Annotated in this window: 21 protein-coding genes; 17 read left to right on the top strand and 4 right to left on the bottom strand. The window is 64.7% G+C overall.

Features of this window, described 5'->3' with window-relative positions; all coding sequences use genetic code 11:
* The first annotated feature begins 2 nt into the window (after positions 1 to 2).
* The 10 genes from nuoG to ACHFB9_RS08365 are packed head-to-tail and all read left to right on the top strand — an operon-like array spanning position 3 to position 10693.
* Positions 3 to 2306, top strand: coding sequence for an NADH-quinone oxidoreductase subunit NuoG (gene nuoG, locus ACHFB9_RS08320; RefSeq protein ID WP_417071035.1), 2304 nt, complete (start codon positions 3 to 5; stop codon positions 2304 to 2306).
* Positions 2306 to 3355: an NADH-quinone oxidoreductase subunit NuoH gene (nuoH, locus tag ACHFB9_RS08325; protein WP_417071037.1), complete on the top strand. Its 1050-nt coding sequence runs from the start codon at positions 2306 to 2308 to the stop codon at positions 3353 to 3355. The genes nuoG and nuoH overlap by 1 nt, the downstream gene beginning before the upstream one ends.
* A 3-nt stretch (positions 3356 to 3358) precedes the next feature.
* On the top strand, positions 3359 to 3847 hold the full coding sequence (gene nuoI / locus ACHFB9_RS08330) for an NADH-quinone oxidoreductase subunit NuoI (RefSeq protein ID WP_417071038.1): 489 nt from the start codon (positions 3359 to 3361) through the stop codon (positions 3845 to 3847).
* A 10-nt stretch (positions 3848 to 3857) separates the two neighbouring features.
* Positions 3858 to 4466 carry an NADH-quinone oxidoreductase subunit J gene (locus ACHFB9_RS08335; protein ID WP_417071040.1) on the top strand — a complete coding sequence of 203 codons (609 nt, stop codon included), beginning with the start codon at positions 3858 to 3860 and terminating at the stop codon, positions 4464 to 4466.
* 13 nt (positions 4467 to 4479) lie between these two features.
* Entirely contained in the window at positions 4480 to 4785 is a 306-nt protein-coding gene (gene nuoK / locus ACHFB9_RS08340) for an NADH-quinone oxidoreductase subunit NuoK (protein ID WP_417071042.1), read from the top strand.
* A gap of 3 nt (positions 4786 to 4788) precedes the next feature.
* A complete protein-coding gene (gene nuoL / locus ACHFB9_RS08345; protein WP_417071044.1) occupies positions 4789 to 6780 on the top strand; it encodes an NADH-quinone oxidoreductase subunit L in 1992 nt (663 codons plus the stop codon).
* Positions 6781 to 6839: 59 nt separating this feature from the next.
* On the top strand, positions 6840 to 8318 hold the full coding sequence (locus ACHFB9_RS08350; RefSeq protein ID WP_417071045.1) for an NADH-quinone oxidoreductase subunit M: 1479 nt from the start codon (positions 6840 to 6842) through the stop codon (positions 8316 to 8318).
* 33 nt (positions 8319 to 8351) lie between these two features.
* Complete coding sequence (gene nuoN / locus ACHFB9_RS08355) at positions 8352 to 9818, top strand: NADH-quinone oxidoreductase subunit NuoN (RefSeq protein ID WP_417071047.1); 1467 nt, start codon at positions 8352 to 8354, stop codon at positions 9816 to 9818.
* Positions 9819 to 9828: 10 nt separating this feature from the next.
* Positions 9829 to 10164 (top strand): DUF2818 family protein, encoded by a 336-nt coding sequence (locus tag ACHFB9_RS08360; RefSeq protein ID WP_417071049.1) that lies wholly within the window; start codon positions 9829 to 9831, stop codon positions 10162 to 10164.
* Positions 10142 to 10693: an NUDIX domain-containing protein gene (locus ACHFB9_RS08365; RefSeq protein WP_417071051.1), complete on the top strand. Its 552-nt coding sequence runs from the start codon at positions 10142 to 10144 to the stop codon at positions 10691 to 10693. Before ACHFB9_RS08360 ends, ACHFB9_RS08365 begins: the two co-directional genes overlap by 23 nt.
* Positions 10694 to 10750: 57 nt before the next feature.
* Here the strand turns inward: ACHFB9_RS08365 and ACHFB9_RS08370 are convergent, their stop codons facing one another.
* From ACHFB9_RS08370 to ACHFB9_RS08385, 4 genes are all read right to left on the bottom strand, one after another.
* Positions 10751 to 11314, bottom strand: a complete 564-nt coding sequence (locus tag ACHFB9_RS08370; RefSeq protein ID WP_417071053.1) for a hypothetical protein — start codon at positions 11312 to 11314, stop codon at positions 10751 to 10753.
* A gap of 6 nt (positions 11315 to 11320) precedes the next feature.
* Positions 11321 to 12010: a hypothetical protein gene (locus ACHFB9_RS08375; RefSeq protein ID WP_417071055.1), complete on the bottom strand. Its 690-nt coding sequence runs from the start codon at positions 12008 to 12010 to the stop codon at positions 11321 to 11323.
* Between the two features lie 30 nt (positions 12011 to 12040).
* Positions 12041 to 12889 (bottom strand): DUF2589 domain-containing protein, encoded by an 849-nt coding sequence (locus ACHFB9_RS08380; RefSeq protein ID WP_417071056.1) that lies wholly within the window; start codon positions 12887 to 12889, stop codon positions 12041 to 12043.
* A gap of 223 nt (positions 12890 to 13112) precedes the next feature.
* Positions 13113 to 15323 (bottom strand): sodium-translocating pyrophosphatase, encoded by a 2211-nt coding sequence (locus tag ACHFB9_RS08385; RefSeq protein WP_417071058.1) that lies wholly within the window; start codon positions 15321 to 15323, stop codon positions 13113 to 13115.
* A 251-nt stretch (positions 15324 to 15574) separates the two neighbouring features.
* Between ACHFB9_RS08385 and ppa the strand changes: the two genes are divergently transcribed.
* From ppa to ACHFB9_RS08420, 7 genes are all read left to right on the top strand, one after another.
* The gene (ppa, locus tag ACHFB9_RS08390) at positions 15575 to 16105 is read left to right on the top strand and encodes an inorganic diphosphatase (RefSeq protein WP_417071060.1); all 531 of its coding nucleotides are present in this window, start codon (positions 15575 to 15577) and stop codon (positions 16103 to 16105) included.
* Positions 16106 to 16308: 203 nt separating this feature from the next.
* Positions 16309 to 17403, top strand: coding sequence for a flagellar biosynthesis protein FlhB (gene flhB, locus ACHFB9_RS08395; RefSeq protein WP_417071062.1), 1095 nt, complete (start codon positions 16309 to 16311; stop codon positions 17401 to 17403).
* 19 nt (positions 17404 to 17422) lie between these two features.
* Positions 17423 to 19528 carry a flagellar biosynthesis protein FlhA gene (gene flhA / locus ACHFB9_RS08400; protein WP_417071064.1) on the top strand — a complete coding sequence of 702 codons (2106 nt, stop codon included), beginning with the start codon at positions 17423 to 17425 and terminating at the stop codon, positions 19526 to 19528.
* 161 nt (positions 19529 to 19689) lie between these two features.
* Positions 19690 to 21324 carry a flagellar biosynthesis protein FlhF gene (flhF, locus tag ACHFB9_RS08405; protein WP_417071066.1) on the top strand — a complete coding sequence of 545 codons (1635 nt, stop codon included), beginning with the start codon at positions 19690 to 19692 and terminating at the stop codon, positions 21322 to 21324.
* Positions 21321 to 22091 (top strand): MinD/ParA family ATP-binding protein, encoded by a 771-nt coding sequence (locus ACHFB9_RS08410; RefSeq protein WP_417071068.1) that lies wholly within the window; start codon positions 21321 to 21323, stop codon positions 22089 to 22091. The genes flhF and ACHFB9_RS08410 overlap by 4 nt, the downstream gene beginning before the upstream one ends.
* Before the next feature lie 189 nt (positions 22092 to 22280).
* Positions 22281 to 23030: an RNA polymerase sigma factor FliA gene (locus tag ACHFB9_RS08415; RefSeq protein WP_417071070.1), complete on the top strand. Its 750-nt coding sequence runs from the start codon at positions 22281 to 22283 to the stop codon at positions 23028 to 23030.
* A gap of 10 nt (positions 23031 to 23040) precedes the next feature.
* Positions 23041 to 23781 (top strand): flagellar motor protein, encoded by a 741-nt coding sequence (locus ACHFB9_RS08420; RefSeq protein WP_417071072.1) that lies wholly within the window; start codon positions 23041 to 23043, stop codon positions 23779 to 23781.
* The last annotated feature ends 5 nt before the right edge of the window (positions 23782 to 23786 follow it).

Consider the following 23786-nt stretch of genomic DNA (forward strand, 5'->3'; position numbering starts at 1 on the left):
ACATGCTCGATATCGAGATCGACGGCAAAAAGCTCGAAGTGGCCGAAGGCAGCTCCGTGATGGAGGCCGCGGGCCAGGCGGGCACATTCATCCCTCATTTCTGCTACCACAAGAAGCTCTCGATCGCGGCCAGCTGCCGGATGTGCCTGGTCGAAGTCGAGAAAGCGCCCAAGCCCTTGCCGGCCTGCGCGACCGCGGTCACGAACGGGATGAAGGTCTCGACCCATTCGGAGAAGGCGGTCGCTGCGCAGAAGGCGGTGATGGAATTCCTGCTGATCAACCACCCGCTCGACTGTCCGATCTGCGATCAGGGGGGCGAGTGCCAGCTCCAGGATGTCGCCGTTGGCTATGGCGCGGGAGAGTCGCGCTACAAGGAAGAGAAGCGCGTCGTCGTCAATAAGGATCTCGGTCCGCTGATCGCGACCGACATGACTCGCTGCATCCACTGCACGCGCTGCGTGCGCTTCGGCCAAGAGATCGCCGGAATCATGGAGCTGGGCGTCGCGAACCGCGGCGACCAATCCGAGATCATGACTTTCGTCGGCCGCACGGTCGATTCCGAGCTCTCCGGCAATGCGATCGATCTGTGCCCGGTCGGCGCGCTGACTTCCAAACCCTTCCGTTTCGGCGCCCGGACCTGGGAGATGTCCCGCCGCCGCGCGATCGCGCCGCACGACTCGCTCGGCTCGAACCTGGCCGTCCAGGTCCAGCACGACCGGGTCAAGCGGGTCCTGCCTCTGGAAAATGAGGCGATCAACGAATGCTGGCTCTCCGACCGTGACCGCTTTTCTTATGAAGCGCTGGCGAGCGAAGACCGATTGACCCGCCCGGCCGTCAAGCAGGGCGGAGAGTGGATTGAGACGGACTGGCAGGCCGCTCTGGCCTATGCGGTCAAGGCGATCCGCGGCGTGATCGCCGATCACGGCAAGGATTCCTTCGCGGTGCTCGTCTCGCCGAACGCGACGCTCGAAGAGATGAGCCTCGCCGCCAAGCTCGCGCGCGCTCTCGGCTCGGCGAACGTCGAGTTCCGGCTGAGGCAGAGCGACTTCACGGTCGATGGCCTGCGTGCGGGAACTCCGTGGCTGGGGCTCGCGATCGACGAAGTCGCGCAGCTCGACTCCGCGCTCGTCGTCGGCAGCTTCCTGCGCAAGGATCATCCGCTGCTCGCGCAGCGCCTGCGTCAGGCCGCCCGCCGCGGTGCGAAGCTGAGCCTGCTGTCGGGTTCGGCCGACGATCAACTGATGCCGCTCGCGAACAATGTCGCGATCGCGCCCTCGCAGTGGCCGGCCGCGCTGGCCGCGGTGCTGGTCAAGCTCGCCGCGCAGGCGGGCAGGCCGATTGCGGCCGAGCATGCGGCTCTGGCCGCGAGCGCCGATGGGGCGATCGCCGAAGCGCTGGCCAACGCTCTGCTCTCGGGTGAGCGGCGCGCCGTGCTGGCCGGCAACGCCGTGACCCAACATCCGCAGTACGCGCTGATCTGGTTCTTGCTCGAGCAGATCGCCGAACTCGCCTCCGCAAAGTTCGGTCATCTGACCGAAGCGGCGAACACGGTCGGCGGTTATCTGGCCGGGGCCTGCAGCGGTGCGCCTTTCGCGACGCCGCGCAAGGCCTACCTGCTGGTCGGCGTCGAGCCCGGGCTCGATTTCGCCGACCCGGTGGCCGCGCGCGCCGCATTCAGCCAAGCCGAGACCGTGATCGCACTGAGCGCTTTCCGCTCGGCGGTCGCCGGGTTCGCCGATGCGATGTTGCCGATCTCGCCCTTCACCGAGACCAGCGGCACTTTCGTCAATGCGGTGGGCACGGCGCAGAGTTTCAACGCGGTGGTCCGCCCGCAGGACGAAACCCGGCCGGGCTGGAAAGTGCTGAGAGTGCTCGCGAACCTGCTCGAACTCGAAGGCTTCGAGTACGAGAGCTCGGAAGCGATACGCGACGAAGTGCTCGCCGCCAAGCCCGGGCTGTCCAACCACATCGCCCCGCTCACCGGCGAAGCGTTGCCCGTCTGCGGACTCGAACGCATCGCCGATGTGCCAATCTACGCGACCGACGCTCTGGTCCGCCGCGCCCCGTCGCTGCAGAAGACAGCAGATGCGCGCCGGCTCTCGGCGAGGATCGCCGGGGTGACGATCGCGAAGCTGGGTCTCGACGGCGCGAGCCGGGTCAGGCTCGCGATGGGCGGCGAGGGGGTCGAGCTCGATCTCGAGCGCGATGACGGCGTCGCCGCAGGCTGTGTCCGCGTCCCCGCGGGCATAGGACAGACCGCCACGCTGGGCGCGCTGTCCGGTCAAATCACCGTGGAGCGTGTCTGATGGACGCCCTTCTTCAATTCGTCTCGCCTTTCTTCGGCCCGCTCTGGCCCCTGGTCTGGACCCTGGTCCGCATCGTGCTGATCGTGCTGCCGCTGATCCTCTGCGTGGCCTACCTGACTTTCGCCGAGCGCAAGATCATCGGCTACATGCAGATCCGGATCGGTCCGAACCGGGTCGGCCCCAAGGGCTGGCTGCAGCCGATCGCCGACGCGGTCAAGCTGATGTTCAAGGAGCTGATCGTCCCGGCTCGCGCGAACAAGGTGTTGTTCTTCATCGGCCCGATCATCGTGATCGCGGTCGCGCTCGCGCCCTGGGCAGTGATTCCGTTTCACAAGGGCTGGGTGCTCGCGAACATCGACGCCGGCATGCTCTACATGATGGCGATCACGTCTCTGGGCGTCTATGGCGTGATCATCGCCGGCTGGGCTTCGAACTCGAAGTACGCTTTCCTTGGCGCAATGCGCTCGGGCGCGCAGATGATCTCGTACGAGCTCGCGATGGGCTTTTCGCTGATCGCGGTGCTGATGGTCTCGGGATCGCTGAACCTGTCGGACATCGTCGAAGGGCAGGCCAAGGGCTGGTTCGCCGGCTACGGCCTGAAGTTCCTGAGCTGGAACTGGCTGCCGCTGCTGCCGCTGTGCGTGATCTATCTCGTCTCGGGAATCGCCGAGACGAACCGCGCCCCTTTCGACGTCGTCGAGGGCGAATCGGAGATCGTCGCCGGCCACATGGTCGAGTATTCGGGGATGGGCTTCGCGCTCTTCTTCCTCGCCGAATACGCGAACATGATCCTCGTCTCGGCGATGTGCTCGATCTTCTTCCTCGGCGGTTGGCTCTCGCCGGTGGGGGGTATTCCGGACGGCTTCCACTGGCTGGTCGCGAAGATCCTGCTGGTGCTCTTCCTGTTCCTGTGGTTCCGCGCCACGTTCCCCCGTTTCCGTTACGACCAGATCATGCGCTTGGGCTGGAAGGTGTTCATTCCGCTGACGCTCGTCTGGATTCTGCTGGTCGGCATCTGGATGATGTCGCCCTGGTCGATCTGGAGGTAAGGCATGTCGGCCATGAACGACCTCTTCAATACCTATCTGCTGCGCGAGCTTTTCAAGGGCCTCGGGATCACCTGGCGGCACATGTTCCAGCGCAAGATCACGGTTCAGTACCCTGAGGAACGCACGCCGCAGTCGCCGCGCTTCCGGGGGCTGCACGCGCTGCGCCGCTACCCGAACGGCGAGGAACGCTGTATCGCCTGCAAGCTCTGTGAGGCGATCTGCCCAGCGATGGCGATCACGATCGAGTCGGCTCAGCGCGAGGACGGTTCGCGGCGCACGACGCGCTACGACATCGACCTGACCAAGTGCATCTTCTGCGGCTTCTGCGAGGAAGCCTGTCCGGTCGATGCGATCGTCGAGACGCGGATCTTCGATTACCACGGAGAGACGCGCGGCGACCTCCATTACACGAAGCAGATGCTGCTGGCCGTAGGCGATCGCAATGAAGAAGAGATCGCCCGTGACCGCGCCGCCGACGCGCGCTATCGCTGAGAAGGCAACCATGGATCTGACCCTGATTCTGTTCTACGTCTTCGCTGCGGTGATGACCGCGGCCTCGGTGCTCGTGATCACCGCGCGCAACCCTGTCCATGCGGCGCTGTTTCTGGTGCTCGCGTTTTTCAACGCGGCCGGGATCTGGATGCTGCTGCAGGCCGAGTTCCTCGCGATCGCGCTGATCGTCGTCTATGTCGGCGCGGTGATGGTGCTCTTCCTGTTCGTCGTGATGATGCTCGACATCGATTTGGTGCGGATCCGCGAAGGCTTCTGGAGTTATCTGCCGCTGGGACTCGCGGTGGCCGGCGTGCTGGTCTTCGAGATGGTTCTGGCCGTCGGCGGCCAGTCCTTCGCGAACATGCCACCGGTCGCGGCGGCGGCGGGCAGCAATACGAAGTCGCTGGCCTGGCTGCTCTTCACCGACTACATGTACCCGTTCGAGATCGCGTCCTTCGTGCTGCTCGTCGCGATCCTCGCCGCCGTGATCCTGACCCTGAGGCATCGCCCCGGCAACAAGGCGGTCGATCCGGCCGTGCAGATCGCGGTCAAGCGTAATGACCGACTGCGCATCGTCCAGATGCCGTCGGAAGCCCGCGACGTCCTTCCCAAGAACTGAACAGGAAAGCCAGATGCTGCCGCTTTCACATGTACTGATCCTGAGTTCGCTGATCTTCGCGATCGGCGTGGTCGGGCTCTTTCTGAACCGGAAGAACCTGATCATCCTGCTGATGGCGATCGAGCTGATGCTGCTGTCGGTGAACATGAACTTCGTCGCCTTCTCGCATGCGCTGGGCGACCGTTCGGGCCAGATCTTCGTGTTCTTCATCCTGACTGTCGCGGCGGCCGAGTCGGCGATCGGTCTGGCGATCTTGGTCGCGCTGTTCCGCAACCTGCGCACGATCCACGTCGATGACCTCGACAAACTGAAGGGCTGAGCGATGACCGCGATGCAGAAGCTCTATCTCCTCGTCCCGCTCGCGCCGCTCTTCGGCTGCCTTCTCGCTGGCCTCGCCGGGCGCCTGATCGGACGCACCGCGTCCCACGTCGTGACCATCCTCGGCGTCGCGCTCGCTTTCTTCGCGTCGATCGTGATCGCGCAGGATGTCGCCGCTGGCCACGTCTTCGACGGTGCGCTCTACACCTGGGCTACGGTCGGGACGCTGAAGCTCGAAGTGGGCTTCCTGATCGATCCGCTGACCGTGATGATGATGCTCGTCGTCAGCTTCGTCTCGCTGATGGTGCATATCTACACGGTCGGCTACATGAAGGACGATCCGGGCTATCAGCGCTTCTTCAGCTACATATCGCTGTTCACGTTCTCAATGCTGATGCTGGTGATGAGCAACAACTTCCTCCAGCTCTTCTTCGGCTGGGAAGCGGTGGGTCTCGTCTCCTATCTGCTGATCGGCTTCTGGTTCACGAAGCCGACCGCGATCTTCGCGAGCCTGAAGGCCTTTCTCGCGAACCGGGTCGGCGACTTCGGTTTCCTGCTCGGCATCGCGCTGATCGCCGCTTCGACCGGCAGCCTGCACTACGCGGAAGTGTTCGCGAAAGTACCCGAGCTCGTGAACCAGACGATCACGCTGTTCCCGGGCGCCCCCTGGGCGCTGACGACCGTGATCGCGATCTGCCTGTTCATCGGCGCGATGGGCAAGTCGGCGCAGATCCCTCTGCACGTCTGGCTGCCCGATTCGATGGAAGGTCCGACGCCGATCTCGGCGCTGATCCACGCTGCGACGATGGTCACGGCCGGTATCTTCATGGTCAGCCGGATGTCGCCGATCTTCGAGACATCCGAATCCGCGCGCGCCTTCGTGCTGGTGATCGGCGCGACGACCGCGCTGTTCATGGGCCTCTTGGGCATCATCCAGAACGATATCAAGCGCGTCGTCGCCTATTCGACGCTGTCCCAGCTCGGCTACATGACCGTCGCGCTGGGCGTGTCGGCCTACTCGGCCGGCGTCTTCCACCTGATGACCCACGCCTTCTTCAAGGCGCTGCTCTTCCTCGCCGCGGGCTCGGTGATCATCGGCATGCACCACGACCAGGACATCCGCAACATGGGCGGACTCTGGCGCAAGATGCCGGTCACCTGGATCACGTCGTTGATCGGATCGCTGGCGCTGATCGGCTTCCCGTTCTTCGCGGGCTTCTTCTCGAAGGATGCGATCATCGAAGCTGTCGCGCTGTCGAAGATCCCCGGCGCGGGGTATGCGTACTTCTGCGTGATCGTCGGCGTCTTCGTCACCGCGTTCTATTCGTTCCGGATGTACTTCTTGGTCTTCCACGGCGAGGAGCGCTTCCACCACAAGCCTTTCCCGCCTGAACACGACGAGGAGCACGGCCATGCGCATGCACCGGTGGAATCGCCTTGGGTCGTCACCGTGCCGTTGGTTCTGCTCGCGATCCCTTCGGTCGTGATCGGTTATCTCGCGATCGAGCCGATGCTGTTCGGGTCCTGGTTCGGCCCGTCCATCGTCGTCAATGCTCCGAACAACGTGCTTGCCGAGATGGGCCACGAATTCCACGGCGCGGCGGCGATGGCCTTGCACGGTTTCCTGAGCCTGCCTTTTGCGCTCGCTCTGTCCGGCCTCGTCCTCGCCTGGGTCTTCTATATCAAGGCGCCGGCGATTCCGGCCGCGATCCGTGCCCGGCTGACGCTGGTGAACACTGTGCTCGAGAACAAGTACTACTTCGACAAGTTCTACGAAGGCGTCATCGCCGCCGGAGCCCGGGCTCTGGGGCGTGGTTTGTGGAAGGGGGGGGATGTCGCGCTGATCGACGGAGTCGCGGTCAATGGGACGGCGCGCCTGGTCGGCGGCATCGCCCGGCTCTCGCGCCTCGTGCAGACCGGACACATCTATCAGTACGCGTTCTCGACGATCATCGGGGTCGTGGTTTTGCTGTGGTTCTGGGGCCGGGGCATCTGATCGGACCGAGCAGCTCATGACAGCGCCGCAGTCGCGGCGACCAACACGGATTAGAAACGATGACGGGTGTTCCTTTCCTCAGCCTTGCAATCTGGGTTCCCATCCTGGGCGGCCTGCTCTGTCTTGCGATCCCGGACGCGAAGGCGGCCCTTGTGCGCCTTGCCGCGCTGATCGCGGCGCTTGCCGGCCTCGCGGTCGTGCTGCCGCTGTGGTCGGGCTTCGATGCCTCGACCGCGGCGATGCAGTTCGTCGAACGCTCGCCGTGGATTGAGCGCTTCTCGATCGAGTACTACCTGGGTGTCGATGGGCTCTCGATGCCCTTCCTGCTGCTCAACAGCTTCATCACGCTGATCGTCGTCGTCGCCGGCTGGGTCGTGATCCAGAAGAAGGTCGGCCAGTACATGGGCGCATTCCTGATCATGTCGGGTCTGCTCAACGGCATCTTCTGCGCGCTCGACGGCATCCTGTTCTATGTGTTCTTCGAAGCGTCGCTGATCCCGCTCTACCTCGTCATCGGCATCTGGGGCGGGCCGAACCGGGTCTATGCGGCGATCAAGTTCTTCCTCTACACGCTGCTCGGCTCGCTGCTGATGCTGATCGCGCTGCTCTACCTGTTCATGCAGGCCGGAGGCAGCTTCGACATCCTCGCCTGGCACCAGATGAAGATAGGGATGGACGCGCAGAAGCTCGTCTTCCTCGCCTTCCTCGCGTCCTTCGCGGTCAAGGTTCCGATGTGGCCGGTCCATACCTGGCTGCCCGACGCCCACGTCGAAGCGCCGACCGGAGGCTCGGTCGTGCTCGCCGCGATCGCGCTGAAGCTGGGCGCCTACGGTTTCCTGAGGTTCTCGCTGCCGATCGTGCCCGACGCGTCGCACCACTACGCGCCGCTGATGATCGCGCTCTCCTTGATCGCGGTCGTCTATATCGGCCTCGTCGCGCTGGTCCAGACCGACATGAAGAAGCTCGTTGCGTATTCGTCGATCTCGCACATGGGCTTCGTGACCCTGGGCTTCTTCGTGTTCAACACGCAGGGCGCGGAGGGCGCGCTGATCCAGATGATCTCGCACGGCTTCGTCGCCGGCGCGATGTTCCTGTGCATCGGCGTCCTCTATGACCGCCTGCACAGCCGGCAGATCGCCGACTACGGTGGCGTCGTCAATGCGATGCCGCGCTTCGCTGCCTTCTTCATGCTCTTCGCGATGGCCAATTCCGGTCTCCCCGGCACCAGCGGTTTCGTCGGCGAGTTCCTCGTGATCCTCGGTGCGATGCGCAGCAACTTCTGGATCGCGCTGATCGCTGCGACGACGCTGATCCTCGGCGCTTCCTATACGCTGTGGATGTACAAGCGGGTCATCTTCGGGGCGGCCGTCAATCCGAAGGTCGCCGCGCTGCAGGACATCGGACGGCGGGAGTTTCTCTTCCTCGCGCTTCTGGCGGCCTGCGTGCTCGCGATCGGGCTCTACCCGAAGCCGCTCACCGATGTCATGCACACCAGTGTTCAGCATTTGCTCGAACACGTTTCGATCAGCAAGCTGTGACCGATCCAATCTGAAAGCATCCAGGAACTGATGATGGATTTCGTGATGCCGGATTTCCGGCCTGCCGCTCCGGAGCTGTTCATCGCCGCGATGGCGCTCCTTACCCTGATGGCCACCACGTTCATGAAGCGACGAGCGCGTCCGGCTGCCTTCTGGCTGTGCCAGGCCACTTTGCTCGGCGCTCTGCTGCTGATGGGTTTCAGCGGGATACAGCGAACCCTGACCTTCAGCGGCATGTACGTCTCCGACCTGTTCGGCACCGCGCTCAAGGCCGTGGTCTGCCTGTCCGTCGCGACGGTGCTGCAGTATGGTCGGGCCTATATGGCGGCACGCAAGCTCGACAGCCCCGAGTACTACCTGCTGGTGCTGCTCTCGACGCTGGGCATGATGGTGCTGATCTCGGCCAGCCATCTCGTCACGATCTATCTGGGTCTGGAGCTGATGTCGCTGGCGCTCTACGCGCTGGTCGCGATCGACCGCGACAACCCGCGCTCGACCGAAGCGGGCATGAAGTACTTCGTGCTCGGCGCTCTGGCCAGCGGTCTGCTGCTCTACGGCATGTCGATGCTCTACGGCGCGACCGGAACGCTCGAAATCCCGCTGATCGCGCGCAAGATCTACGAGCACGGCGCGAAGGATTCGGTCGTCGTCTTCGGCCTCGTCTTCCTGCTCGCCGGCATCGGCTTCAAGCTCGGCCTGGTGCCTTTCCACATGTGGGTGCCTGACGTCTATCACGGCGCGCCGACCGCGGTGACGCTGCTCGTCGCCTCGGCCCCGAAGCTCGCCGGTTTCGCGATGGCCTTGCGCATCCTGGTGTTCGGTCTGATCGATCTGGCCGAGCAATGGCAGATGATGCTGACCGTGCTCGCGGTCGGCTCGATCGTGCTCGGCAACCTCGCCGCCGCGGCGCAGACCAACATCAAGCGTATGCTCGCCTATTCGGGCATCTCGCACATGGGCTTCGTGCTGCTGGGCCTGCTCTCCGGCGTCGTCAAGGTCGGCGACATCGCCAGCACCGCGATCAACGCCTACAGCTCGGCGATGTTCTATGTGCTCGCCTATGTGCTGATGACGCTCGCTTCGTTCGGCATGGTGATCCTGCTCTCGCGCTCCGGCTACGAAGCCGAGGAGATCGACGATTTTAAGGGTCTGAACGAACGCAGCCCGTGGTTCGCTGCGATGATGCTGATAACGATGTTCTCGATGGCCGGCATCCCGTTCTTCGTCGGCTTCTGGGCCAAGCTCTCGGTGCTGCAGGCCGTCGTGATCGCCGGCCAGTACTGGCTCGCCGTGCTCGCTGTGCTGATGTCGGTGGTCGGCACCTTCTACTATCTGCGCATCGTCAAGCTGATGTATTTCGACAGCGCCCGCGAGACGGCGCCGATCTTCGCGACGACCGGAACCCGGGTCCTGCTCTCGGTCAACGCGTTGCTGATCGCGCTGATCGGCCTTCGCCCGGACGGCCTGATGCAGATCTGCGCCTTCACGCTGCGCTTCTGATGAGCGAGGGGTGAGCGCCCACTGGGGGGGCTGGGCCCTGATCCTCGCGGCGGGCCTCGTAGCCAACGGGCCTTTCCTGTCTCCCCGCCTGATGTGGGTGGGACCGCGGGTCGGAGCCAAGACCCTGCGCCTCTCCGTGCTCGAATGGGCGGTCGGCTATGCGCTGATCGCCCTCGTCGCGATCGCGCTGGAATATCAACGCTACGGCGCGGTCCATCGCCAAGGCTGGCGTTTCTATGCTGCGACCGTCATTCTTTTGATGATTTTTGCCTTTCCCGGCTTCGCCTGGCGATGTGTGGGACGAGGCGACAAGGAGTCCCCCGATGAGCGAAGCGCACTTTCGTGAACACAAACAGTCCAGCGAACTGATCTATTCCGGCCGCATCCTCGAAGTCCGGCGTGACAAGGTCCGCAAGGACGGTGTCGAAGGGGAGCTGAGCCGCGAGTACATCCGCCACGGCGGGGCGACGATGGTCGTCGCGCAGAGCGCGAACGGCAAGCTGATCCTCGAGCGTCAGTACCGCTATCCGCTCGATCGGGTGCTGATCGAATTCCCGGCCGGCAAGATCGATCCGGGCGAGGCGGACGAAGTCTGCGCGGCCCGCGAACTCGAGGAAGAGACCGGCTATCAGGCCGCGCACTGGCAGAAGCTGGGCACGCTGCACCCGGCGGTCGGCTATTCGAACGAGCGGATCGAAGTGTATTTCGCGCATGGCCTCAAGCAGGTCGGCCAGAAGCTCGACCACGGCGAGTACGTCGAGCTGGTCGAGATGTCCTATTCGGAAGCCGAACAGGCCGTCTTCGACGGCCTGATCACCGACGGCAAGACCATCGCGGCGCTGCTGATGGTGCGCCGCGCGCTGGGGATCTGCTGATTTTTTGATCTGCGCACTCCGCGGCGAAGCTTTTGATCTTCGTCGCAGGGGCCGGCCTCACAGCCTCCACGCGGCGAGCGTCTCGTCGACGAGGCGCAGCGCGTCGGGCCAGGCGACGAGGCCGAGGACCTGGCGGGCGCCGGTTGCGACTTCGGGGCGGGCGAGGCAGCACTGCCAGATCGGTGCGATGCGCTCGGCGGCCGGCGCCGCGAGCAACGGCGTCAGGCTGCCGTTCTGGATCAGGATCTGCAGCATCTGCAGGATCAGCCGCGATGCCTCATCGCGCTGCGCGACGAGCTTCGTCTGCACATCTGCGAGCAAGGCCTGGGCTTCGCCGAGGATCAGCGCGCCGGCTCCGGCGCTCTGTTTGCGCTGCGCGAGGCGCCGCCCTTCCTGACTATTGACTCCGGCCTGGGCCGCGAGGGCGCGGGCGCGCAGCGCCGCGAAGGCCGCGAGCTGGGGGCGACGATATTTCTCAAGAAGCGCTTCCCCCTGTTTGAGCCAGCCGATCAGCGCAGCGAGAAAGTCCGGATCGCGGCTCTGGTAGCGGTCGACGAGCGCCAGCGAGGCGCGAACCAGCGCCTCGGCTTCATCGAGAAAAGCGGTTACGACGATCTGCATCGCGGATCACTCGGGAACGAGGTTCTTCAGCGCCGGCGGTGTGTTCTGGCCTTCGACCGGATCTTCGAACACCATGTCCAGGCCGTCCTCCTGAACGCTCAGCTTCAGGTTCAGGCACTGTCCTGCCGCGCCGAGATCCTTGATCTGTTGCGTGCGCGCATCGACCGCGATGCCGATCGCGCGCTGCGGCAGCGCGTCCAGCGTGCGGCCGACCTGGGCGCGGATGATCGCGCAGATTTTCTTGAAGCGCTCCGAGCTGCCCGCCTTTTTGTCCTCGGCCTGGATCGTGCGCACCCGGGTGTGGTCGATCAGCTCCTCGGCGAGCTTCTGCGCGAGGCTGTCGCTGACGAGGCCCCGGCTAAGATTCGGATCGGCCTTGATGATCTTGTTGATCTCGGCCGTGCTGACGTGAATGGACTGGGCTTTCAGCGCTTCCCCGAGGTTCTCGGAAAGCGAGGCGGCGAGCATCGAGGTCGAGACCGACGCGACATAGCCTTCCGGGATCTGCCCGACGATGACCGGCAGCGTCATCTCGATAGTCGGCATCCTCATCCGCGGAACCGGGAAATGGCGGAGGAGGCCGTCGGGATCCTCCGCATAGGACTTGGCGATCCTGACGGCTTCGAGGTCGGCGGCCATTCGGGCGCGAGTGACTTCGCACAGGATATGTCCGAGCGTTTCACCGAGATCATTCATTTTCCAGTCCGCCTGTGAGGGGGTCAGCTGCTATTGCACTTCTCCGACCGGAGTCGAGCGCATTGCGCCTTCCAGAATGCCCAGCAATTTTTCCATGCCGGCTGGCATCTCGTCCTGGGAGGCTTTCACGAAGATGTGCATCGAGTAGGTGCGTTCGACGTTGCTGCCGCTTGCGGTCGTCTTCTTGTAGGAGCAGGACACGTTGAGCTTGGCCGATCCGCCGGGCCAGCGCTGCTTGACTTCGAGGCTGCCGCCGATCGCCAGATCCGAGCTCTCGCTCTGGGTCTCGATCGAGTTGATCTTCGCGTTGAAGTCGATCGTGGCTTCCTCGACCCGGATGAAGGGGATGGGCAGGATGGTCAGGAGCGGTACTTCGATCTTCATCTCCTGGAAGCGCGCTTCGACCGCGTCCTTGCTTTCCGCGAACGAGACCGTTGCCGTGGCCATGACCGTGCCGGTTCCGGACGGCGGAGCCGCGATCGCGACCGTCGGCGCCGACTTGTAGACTCCGGCGTCGGTCAGCTCGATCCGGGTCACTTTGCCGCCTTCGACGACGGCGCGGGCCTGGGCCGCGGTCTCGCCGGTGCCGGCCGTGAAGGTGACCGCCGGCGGATTCGCATCGTCGTAACCGGCGCCGCCGTTGCTCAGCGCGACGCCCGAGACATGGGCGGGGACGGCGGGCTGGTAGGGGGCGACTTCTTTTGGATACTTGAATTCAACATAGACCGGCTTGTTTTCCTTGTCGAAACCGACGGTCTTGATGAAGTCGGCCGTCGCGCGGGCGGCCATGGTCTGGGCTTCGATGACCGCGCACAGCGGTCCGCCGATCATGTTGCCGAAATTGAGACTGGAGAGTTCGGTGCCGGGATTCGCAGCCATGGTGTGCCTCCTTGGAGAGTGGGGCTTGTGTCAGAAGGGGGGGGTAGTGGATACCCGATCTGAATTATTAGGATGGCGGAGGAGCACAAGCAAGAACGAAGAACCGGAGCCCGGAAAAGTCTGTTTTTTCCTTGTCAGATAAGGAGAAACAGCTTCTCTTTTGACGATTTCCGCAAAAAAAACGGGCACCCGAGGGTGCCCGTTTTCTGGCCTTGCTGCAGGCTTATTGCGGAGCGGCTTCCGACTGCGCGGCCTGAGGGGCCGAGTCTTCCGCCGCAGGAGCCGACGCTTCCGGCGCGACCGGCGCGGAGGCGGCATCGGCCGGAGCCGAGGCGCTGACCGCGACCGGGGTCTGGACGGCCGCTGGAGCGGCGACCGTCGCGATCGGCAGCAGCGGAACGATCAGCAGCGCGACGATGTTGATGATCTTGATCAGCGGGTTCACGGCCGGGCCGGCCGTGTCCTTGTACGGGTCGCCGACCGTATCGCCGGTCACTGCCGCCTTGTGGGCTTCCGAACCCTTGCCGCCGAAGTGACCATCTTCGATGTACTTCTTCGCGTTGTCCCAGGCACCGCCGCCGGTGCACATCGAGATTGCGACGAAGAGGCCGGTCACGATCGTGCCCATCAGCAGACCACCGAGCGCGACCGGGCCGAGGATCAGGCCGACCAGGATCGGCGCGACGACCGGCAGCAGCGACGGGATGATCATCTCCTTGATCGCGGCGGAGGTCAGCATGTCGACGGCCTTGCCGTATTCAGGTTTGCCCGTGCCTTCCATGATGCCGGGGATGTCGCGGAACTGACGGCGCACTTCCTCGACGACCGAGCCGGCAGCGCGGCCGACCGCTTCCATCGCCATCGCACCGAACAGGTAGGGGATCAGGCCGCCGATGAAGAGGCCGATGATCACTTGCGGGTTCGACAGGTCGAAGGACAGGTGCTGACCGTGCGCGGCGAGCGCGTGGGTGTAGTCGGCGAACAGTACCAGCGCGGCAAGCCCCGCCGAGCCGATCGCGTAGCCCTTGGTGACGGCCTTGGTCGTGTTGCCGACCGCGTCGAGCGGGTCGGTGATGTCGCGGACGCTGTCGGGCAGCTCGGCCATCTCGGCGATGCCGCCGGCGTTGTCGGTGATCGGACCGTAGGCGTCGAGCGCGACGACGATGCCCGCCATGCTCAGCATCGAGGTTGCGGCGATCGCGATGCCGTAGAGGCCGCCCAGGAAGAAAGCCACTCCGATCGCGGCGCAGACGAAGAGCACGGGCCAGGCGGTGGACTTCATCGAAACGCCGAGGCCGGCGATGATGTTGGTGCCGTGACCGGTGGTCGAAGCCTGGGCGATGTGCTGGACGGGCTTGTAGTCGGTACCGGTGTAGTACTCGGTGATCCAGACCAGCAGCGCGGTCAGCACGAGGCCGACGGTGCAGGCGCCGAACAGCGCCGGGGCGCCGATGCTCTTGCCGTCCGCAAGCGTCACTTCAGTCGGGAACAGGGTCCAGGTCACGCCCGCGAAGGCGACGAGCGAGATCACGCCGGCGACGATCAGGCCGCGGTACAGGGCCGGCATCACGTTCTTCATGCCGGGGCTCGCCTTGACGAAGGACACGCCGATGATCGACGCGATGATCGAGACGCCGCCGAGCACCAGCGGATAGATCACCGCGGTCGCAGCCTGGGCGGCCGAGAAGGCCAGCACGCCCAGTGTCATTGTCGCGATCAGCGTCACCGCGTAGGTCTCGAACAGGTCGGCCGCCATGCCGGCGCAGTCGCCGACGTTGTCACCGACGTTGTCGGCGATCACGGCCGGGTTGCGCGGGTCATCCTCGGGGATGCCGGCTTCGACCTTGCCGACCAGGTCGGCGCCGACGTCAGCGCCCTTCGTGAAGATGCCGCCGCCCAGACGGGCGAAGATCGAGATCAGCGAGGAGCCGAAGGCGAAGCCCAGCAAGGGCTTCAGCGTGGCCGAGTCGGGCGTCGCCAGACCGCCGATCAGCCAGAAGAACGCGCCGACTCCGAGCAGGCCCAGACCGACGACCAGCATGCCGGTGATCGCGCCGCCCTTGAAGGCGACGTTGAGCGCGGGAGCGATGCCTTGGGTCGCGGCCTGAGCGGTGCGCACGTTTGCGCGAACCGACACGTTCATGCCGATGAAGCCGCAGGCGCCGGAGAGGAGAGCCCCGAGCACGAAGCCCGCAGCAGTGGTCCTGTCGAGGAAGATCGCGATCAGGACCGCGAGCACGATGCCGACGATGGCAATGGTCTTGTACTGCCTGGCGAGATAGGCGGCAGCGCCTTGCTGGATCGCGTTGGCGATCTCCTGCATCCGCGCATTGCCGGGATCCCGGGAAAGGATCCAGCTCCGTGACACAAAGCCGTACAACACTGCGGCGAGGCCGCAAGCCAAGGCGAAGTACAACGCCAAGGACGATGACATATAGGGGGTCTCCTTCAGAACGATTGAATTGTTACAACGTTGAAAGGCGTCCACTTGCGATGCGACCACGGGCGGGCGCTGACCTATCGTAAGGCTGTGGCGTATCGGTCGCAACGCATCGGGCTTTCCCTTCTGATGCAGCGCAAGGGCATCCGTGAGCCAGTTCCGTGCGTGCTTGTCCGTCGCGGATGGTAAAATGCGATTTCACGCGCTTTTTTGCGTAGAAAAGACCAACCAACAGAGAGTCCACAATGAGTTTGTTCAATGTTCGCGCGGGCAGCAAAGCGCCGGAAGAAGTCAATGTCGTGATCGAGATCCCGGCCCGTTCGGATCCGATCAAGTACGAAGTCGACAAGGAAACCGGTGCGCTGTTCGTCGATCGCTTCCTCGGCACCTCTATGCACTACCCCTGCAACTACGGTTATGTGCCGGGGACGATCGCGGGCGACGGCGACCCGGTCGATGTGCTGGTTGTCACGCCTTTCCCGCTGCTGCCCGGAGTCGTCGTGCGCAGCCGTCCGATCGGCATGCTGAAGATGCAGGACGAATCGGGCGAGGACGCAAAAGTGATCGCGGTTCCGGTCAGCAAGACGACGACCTGGTACGACCACATCCAGACGACCGACGATCTGCCCAAGCTGCTGCTCGATCAGATCGTTCACTTCTTCGAGCACTACAAGGATCTCGAAGCGGGCAAGTGGGTCAAGGTTCTGGGTTGGGGAACGCGTGAAGACGCGCTCAACGAGATCAACTCGGGCATCGACGCCGTCGCGAAGGGCTGAACGCCGCCGCGCTTTGTGCCGAGGCCGCCCGCGGGCGGCCTTTTTTCTGCTTCGCAGTTTCCAGGGGGGGGCGCGAATAGGCGGGCTTTTCCGCTTCTGTTTCGCGCCTTGTCTTTGCGCGTTGCGTCGATAATCGTCCTGCGGAGCACCCCATGGCCGAAGACAGCGATCTCGAGAAAACAGAACCAGCATCAGAACGACGATTGAGCAAGGCTCGCGAGGAGGGCAATGTCCCGGCCTCGCGCGAGCTGGGCACTTTCCTCGTGCTGATCACCGGCGTCGTGACCCTCTGGGCTGCGGGGAGCTGGATGTCGGTCCGCGCCGCCGCGATCATGCGCCACGGGCTGACGCTCGATCGCCGCCAGGTTTTCGAGGCGGGACAGCTGACGGTGATGCTCCACTCGCTGACCAGCGACGGACTGACGCTGCTGGTGCCGCTCTTCGCCGCGCTGATCATCGCGGCGATCATCGGCCCGATGCTGCTCAGCGGTTTTCACTTCTCGGCGACCGCCTTTTCGTTCAAGGCTTCGCGCCTCAATCCGATCTCGGGCCTGACCCGCGTGTTCTCGATGAACGGAGTCGCCGAGCTGGTCAAGGCCTTGCTGAAGGCGCTGATGATCGGCGGAATCGGCGTCTGGGTCGTGCTCTCGCGCAGCGAGAAGTCGCTGGCGCTGCTCTCGATGTCGGTCAATAGCGCGATCGTCTCGTTCGGCGAGATCGTGTTCGGCGCGACGGTCGCGATGGTCTCCGGGCTCGCCCTGGTCGCGGCGGTCGATGTGCCCTTCCAGCTCTGGCAGTACTACAAGGGCTTGAGGATGACCAAGGAAGAGGTCAAGCAGGAATACAAGGAATCCGAAGGCGACCCGAAGATCAAGGGACAGATCCGCCAGCGCCAGCGCGAGATGGCGCGGGGCAGGATGATGCAGGAAGTCCCCAAGGCCGATGTCGTCGTGACGAACCCGACCCACTACGCGGTTGCCCTCAAGTACGACGGCGCTTCGATGCGCGCGCCGCGCGTCGTCGCGAAGGGCGCGGATCTCGTCGCTGCGCAGATCCGCGAGATCGCTCGTTCGAACAACGTGCCCCTGCTCGAAGCTCCGCCTCTGGCGCGCGCGCTCTTCCGCCACACCGAGATCAACGAGGACGTTCCCGCTGCGCTCTACACCGCTGTCGCCGAAGTGATGGCCTGGGTGTATACGCTGCGCCAGGCCGCCGCGGCCGGCGTTCCCGCGCCCGTTGAACCCGATCATCTGAGCGTTCCGGCGGGCATGGACCCGGCCGAGAGCGCCAATGCCTGAATCTCCCGGAACCTGAATCATGGCCAACGAAACCCAGGTTTTCGATCTGCGACAGTTCTTCTCGCGCGCAAACCTCCGTCAGCTCGCCGCCCCCGTCCTCGTGATGCTGGTGCTGGCAATGATGGTTCTGCCTCTGCCGGCATTCCTGCTCGACTTCTTCTTCACCTTCAACCTCGCGGTCTCGATCATGGTGCTGCTGGTCGCGATGTATACGCGCAAGCCGCTCGACTTCTCGGCCTTTCCGACCGTGCTGCTGACGACGACGCTGCTGCGCCTGTCGCTGAACGTCGCCTCGACCCGGATCGTGCTGCTCGAAGGCCATACCGGGCCGGATGCGGCGGGCAAGGTGATTGAGGCCTTCGGCCACTTCCTGGTTGGCGGCAACACCGCGGTCGGCGTTGTCGTGTTCGTGATCCTGACCGTGATCAACTTCGTCGTGATCACGAAGGGCGCGGGGCGGATCGCCGAGGTCGGCGCCCGCTTCACACTCGATGCGATGCCTGGCAAGCAGATGGCGATCGACGCGGATCTGAATGCCGGCCTGATCGACGACAAGGAAGCGAAGCGGCGGCGCGGCGAAGTGGCCCAGGAAGCCGACTTCTACGGCGCGATGGACGGCGCGTCGAAGTTCGTCCGCGGCGATGCGATGGCCGCGATCATGATCCTGCTGATCAATATCGTCGGCGGGCTGATCGTCGGCGTGGTCCAGCACAACATGAGCGCCGCGCGGGCGATGGAGAACTACACGCTGCTGACGATCGGCGATGGCCTGGTCGCCCAGTTGCCGGCGCTGATCATCTCGGTCGCGGCGGGCATGGTCGTCTCGCGGGTCGGCGACGACCAGGACGTCGGTTCCCAGCTGATCGGCCAGATGGGGGCGAATCCCGCGGTGCTGATGCTGACGGCGGGCATTCTCGGTCTGCTGGGCCTGATCCCCGGTATGCCCAATCTGGTCTTCCTGTTCCTCGCCGCGGTATTCGGGGCAGGGGGGTGGTATGTCGCGAAACGGCAGAGGCAGGAGGCCGAGGAGGCCGCCAGCGCCGAGGAAGCCGGTGCTCAGCCGGTCACGACAGGGGAGAGTGGCGATGCTTCGTGGGCGGACGTGACGCCGGTCGATGTGCTGGGTCTGGAAGTGGGCTACCGGCTGATCCCGATGGTGGACAAGGGGCAGGACGGTGAGCTGCTGCGCCGGATCCGGGGTTTGCGCAAGAAGTTCGCGCAGGACGTCGGCTTCCTCGCCGCGCCGGTGCACATCCGCGACAACCTGGAACTCAGACCCAACGCCTACCGGATCACGCTCAAGGGCGTCGAGGCCGGTTCCGGCGAAGCCTATCCGGGCATGTTCCTCGCGATCAATCCGGGCCGGGTCAGCGGTCAGTTGCCGGGGGCTGCGACCCGGGATCCGGCCTTTGGTCTGCCGGCGACCTGGATCGAGGCGGGAATGCGCGAGCAGGCGCATGCGATGGGCTATACGGTCGTCGATGCGAGCACGGTCGTCGCCACCCACCTGAACCACCTGATCCTCAGCAATTCGTCCGACCTGCTGGGTCGTCAGGAGACCCAGGCGCTGCTCGATCACATCGCGAAGGAGTCGCCCAAGCTCGTCGAGGATCTGGTGCCCAAGCTGTTGCCTCTTCATGTGCTGCAGCGCGTGCTTCAGTGCCTGCTCGAGGAGGGCGTCAATATCCGCGACATGCGGACGATCGTCGAATCGCTGTCCGAGCATGCGACGCGGAGCCAGGATCCGCTGGAGCTGGCGGGCCGGGTGCGTACGGCTTTGGGGCGGGCGATCGTTCAGCAGCTCTTCCCGGGCAATGTCGAGCTGCAGGTCATGGCGCTCGATCCGGGGCTGGAGCGCATCCTCGCTCAGGCGGTCGCGGCGGGTGGCGCGGATGGCGTGCTCGAACCGAGCCTTGCCGACAACCTGCTGCGCGAGACCGCGAGCGCGGCGCAGCGTCAGGAAGATCTGGGCTTGCCGGCGGTGATTCTGGTGCCGAACTCGCTGCGTTGGCTGCTCGCCCGCTTCCTGCGCCGTGCCGTGCCCAACCTGCGCGTGCTGGCCAACTCCGAGGTGCCCGAATCGCGCAACATCCGTGTCACTGCGATCATCGGAGGCCAGGGTTGAGCCCCGTCCTGAGTCTCGATCTGGAATAGGGAGCCATTTTCCCCTCTTATCCCGGACTTTGTTTCGGGCCTCCTGGCTGATAATCTGACCATGGGCACGCGCCTTGCTGCGTGCCGGTTGTCGGAGCGGCGGTTTGCCGTTCGGTTGCGGAGGATTTTCAGATGATCAACGTCAAGCGCTACTACGGACGCACGGCTCGCGAAGCCCTTCGTCTGGTCAAGGAAGAACTCGGCCCGGATGCCGTCGTCCTTTCCAACCGCGCGGTCGATGGTGGCGTCGAAATCCTCGCTTTGCCGGCCGAAGAAGTCGGTGCTGTTCAGGCGGCAACGAGACCCCAACCGGCCGTCCGGCCTGCGGCGGCACCCGCGCCCGTTGCCCGTCCTGCTCCGGCTGTCGCCGCCCGACCCGCAGCCTCCGCCCGTCCTGCCGTGAGCCGTCCTGCTGCGCCCGCCCGGCCCGCCGTGGCTCGGCCAGCCGCTCCTCGCCCCGCGGTTTTCGACGAAGAGGAAGATTTCCAGGTCAGCCTGAGCACCCGCGTCGCGCGTTCGGCTCAGGCCGACGAAGCCTATGGCAAGGGGCTTGTCGAAGGCGTACCGCACATGGTCAGCGACCGTCACGCCGAGATCCGTCCCTTCATCCCGCCGCGCGTCGATCACTATGGCAATCCGGTCGAAGCGCCTCTGCCGCAGCGCACGCCCGAACCGATCTGGGCTCAGCGCGAGGAGTTGCGCGCTGAAGCGGCCGAGTCCGCTCCCGCTCCGCGTCCGGCACCGCGTGAAGAGCTGCGCGCGCCGGCAATTGCTGCCGCTGAGGCCGATGCCGAACGGGTCAAGGCGCTCGAAGCGGCAAATTCCCGGCTGATGGATGAAGTCGGCGCGATCCGCGGTCTGCTCGAACGCCAGCTCGCCGGCTTTGCCTGGGGCGAGCTGACCCGCGGCGCTCCGGTGCGCGCCCAGATCATGAGCGATCTGCTCGAGGCCGGTTTCTCGGCGGCTCTGGCTCGCGATCTGACTGCGGCTGTCGCGGCCGATGCGACGCTCGAGAGCGCGCGCAACCAGATCCGTGCCCAGATCACCCGCCGTCTGCTGACTCTCGATTCGGAATCGGATCTGATCGAGCGCGGCGGAGTCTATGCGCTGGTCGGGCCGACCGGCGTCGGCAAGACGACGACGACGGCCAAGCTGGCCGCCCGCTGCGTCGTCCGGCACGGCGCCGACCGCCTCGCGCTGATCACGACCGACGGCTACCGGATCGGCGCGCACGAACAGCTGCGTATCTACGGCCGCATTCTCGGCGTCACGGTCCACGCGGTTCGCGATGCATCTGATCTGCGCCGCACGCTGCAGGATCTGTCCGGCAAGCACATGGTTCTGATCGACACGATAGGCATGAGCCAGCGCGACAAGATGGTCGCCGATCAGGCCGCGATGCTCTCCGGCGCTGGTTGTGTGCGCCGCCTGCTGCTGCTCAATGCGACGAGCCGCGGTGATACGCTCGAAGACGTCGTCAAAGCCTATGAAGGCCCGGATCTGGCGGGTTGCATCCTGTCCAAGAGCGATGAAGCGGCTTCGCTCGCGCCCGCACTCGATGTCGCGATCCGTCACGAGCTGCGCACTTACTACATCGCCAACGGTCAGCGCGTCCCCGAAGACCTGCATCTGCCCAGCCGCAGCTGGCTTGCGCACCGCGCCTTGCGCGAGCAGGTTCCCGACTCGCCGTTCCGGCTCGACCCCGAAGATGCGGGGCTGCTCGCCTCGGCGGTCCATGAACACTCCGCTCTGGGGGGGCGCGCATGAGGCCGGGCTTCGAAGACCAGGCGGCCGGCCTGCGCCGGCTCTTGCACCGGGCGCCGCCCCAGGTCTTAAGCGTCGTCTGCTGCGGCCCCCATGCGGTGAGCTGGCTCGCCGATCAGGCCAGGCTCAAGGCGGCACAGGGGAGCAGCGTCGTCGCTTTCGATGAACTCGATTGCTGCGGAAACCTCGCCGATGCGCTCGGCGCCGCGCCGCGCTTCGATCTGCTCCAGGCCGTCGAACGCGAAGTTCCGCTCGAGATGGCCCGGCTGGCCGTCGGCCGGGGGCTGCATCTTCTTTCGACGGCCAGACTCTCGCGCGCTTTGCCGGGCGCGGACCGGCGCTTCGCGGCCCGTCTCGCCGATACCTGCCGCCGCCTGCAGCTGGGTGCAGATCTGTGGCTGGTGCATTCGCGGCCGGGCGCGGGCAATGGCCTGTCGGCGCTGGCGATGGCCGCGCACCGGATGATGGTCGTCGTCGAAGGCAATGCCCGTTCGGTGACCGAGGCTTATGCGCTGCTCAAGCAGATTCGGCGCGGCCCCTGGCCCCAGATCGATCTGGCGGTCGCCGGCGATGGCGCCAAGGCCGAGGAGACGCTCGTTGCCAATCTGATCGATGTCGTGCAGCAGAATACCCCGCTGGCGGTCAGGCGCGTCAGGGGCCTGGACGCCTGTGTCGCGGCGGCGAACGCGGTGCTTGGGCGGCGCGATCAGCGTTACCTCGAACGCGTGATGGTCATTGCCCAGAGGGCGCCGATGGCCCTCAGTGTCTAGTCGAATTCAGGCGGTCGTCATTCGGGCTCAATTTTCCCCTCTGGCGGCCGTTAATGCGGACAGGCGATCGTGGATGCCCGAAGGCTCGACCCTTTCGCCGTTGTGAAATGAAAAGCCGTGCCCTGCTCAAACGGGGCGAAAAGCGATCGCGCAGTTTCCGCGCGCGCTGCACGGAGAAAAGAGCCGCTCATGTATACCGCGTCGGGAACGCTGGATAAAAATCAACTCGTGACGCAATACGCTCCGCTGGTCAAGCGGATCGCGTATCACCTGATGGCCAAGCTGCCTGCCAGCGTACAGGTGGAAGACATCATCCAGAATGGCATGCTGGGTCTGCTCGATGCGATCGGTCGCTACGAGGAAGGCCTGGGCGCCCAGTTCGAGACCTATGCCGTTCAGCGCATCCGCGGAGCGATGCTCGACGGGCTGCGCGAAAACGACTGGCTGCCGCGCAGCCTGAGGCGCGAGATGCGCCGCATCGAAGGTGCGATCCACCAGCTCGAACAGCAGAACGGCCGTCAGCCGACCGAGAAGGAACTCGCTGAAGCGCTCGCGATGAGCCTCGCCGACTACCAGAAGATGCTCCAGGAGGCGCGCGGTTATCAGCTCGTCTATTTCGAGGATTTCTCCGGCGATGACGAGGACGATTTTCTCGACCGCAACGTCGTCAGCACCGGCATGGATCCGCTCGAAATGCTCGAAGACAAGACGATGCGCGAAGGCCTGGTGCGCGCAATCGAGGATCTTCCCGAGCGCGAAAAGATGGTGATGGGGCTTTACTACGAAGAAGATCTGAACCTGCGCGAGATCGGCGAAGTGCTGGGCGTGTCCGAATCACGCGTCTGTCAGTTGCACAGCCAGGCGATCGCCCGCCTGCGCTCGCGGATCACCGGAGTGGCGCGCAGCGTGGGTGGCGCTCGCCGCCGCAGCCGCGCCTGAAAGAGCGTTCATGGACAAAATCAGCTTTGTGGGTCTGATCCTCGGAATCACGGCGATCCTGGCCGGGCAGATTCTCGAAGGCGGCCATCTCTCCTCGCTGCTCCAGCCGACCGCTTTCATGATCGTGATGGGCGGAACGATAGGGGCGGTCATGCTGCAAAGCCCCTTCCAGGTGTTCCGCAAAGGGGTCGCGATGGGTAAATGGGTCTTCGTGCCGCCCGTCCCGCCTTTTCGTCGCGTGATCGATCAGGTGGTGTCGTGGAGCCATACGGCGCGCAAGGAAGGTCTGCTGGCGCTGGAAAATCAGGCGAACACTCTGCGCGACCCCTTCACCGCACGTGGGCTGCAGCTTCTCGTCGATGGCATCGAACCGGACAGGCTGCGCGAAGTGCTCGAAGTCGAGATCGATGCCTGGGAAGCCCAGCTCAAGGCCTGTGCGAAGGTCTGGGAAGCGGCGGGGGGCTATTCGCCGACCATCGGTATTCTCGGCGCGGTGATGGGGCTGATCCATGTGATGGAGAATTTGTCCGACCCTTCCAAGCTCGGAGCCGGGATTGCGGTCGCTTTTGTTGCGACGATCTACGGGGTTGGGGCCGCGAACCTGATCTTCCTGCCGATCGCGAAGAAGTTGTTGACCCAGATCGCGCAGATGGTCGCGATGCGCGAGATGTTGGTCGACGGCCTGGTCGGCATCGCCCACGGCGACAATCCGCGGATCATCGAGAACCGTCTGCAGGGCTATCTGGTCTGAGGGGA

The sequence above is a fragment of the Niveibacterium terrae genome (assembly GCF_048213115.1).
Taxonomy (GTDB): domain Bacteria; phylum Pseudomonadota; class Gammaproteobacteria; order Burkholderiales; family Rhodocyclaceae; genus Niveibacterium; species Niveibacterium terrae.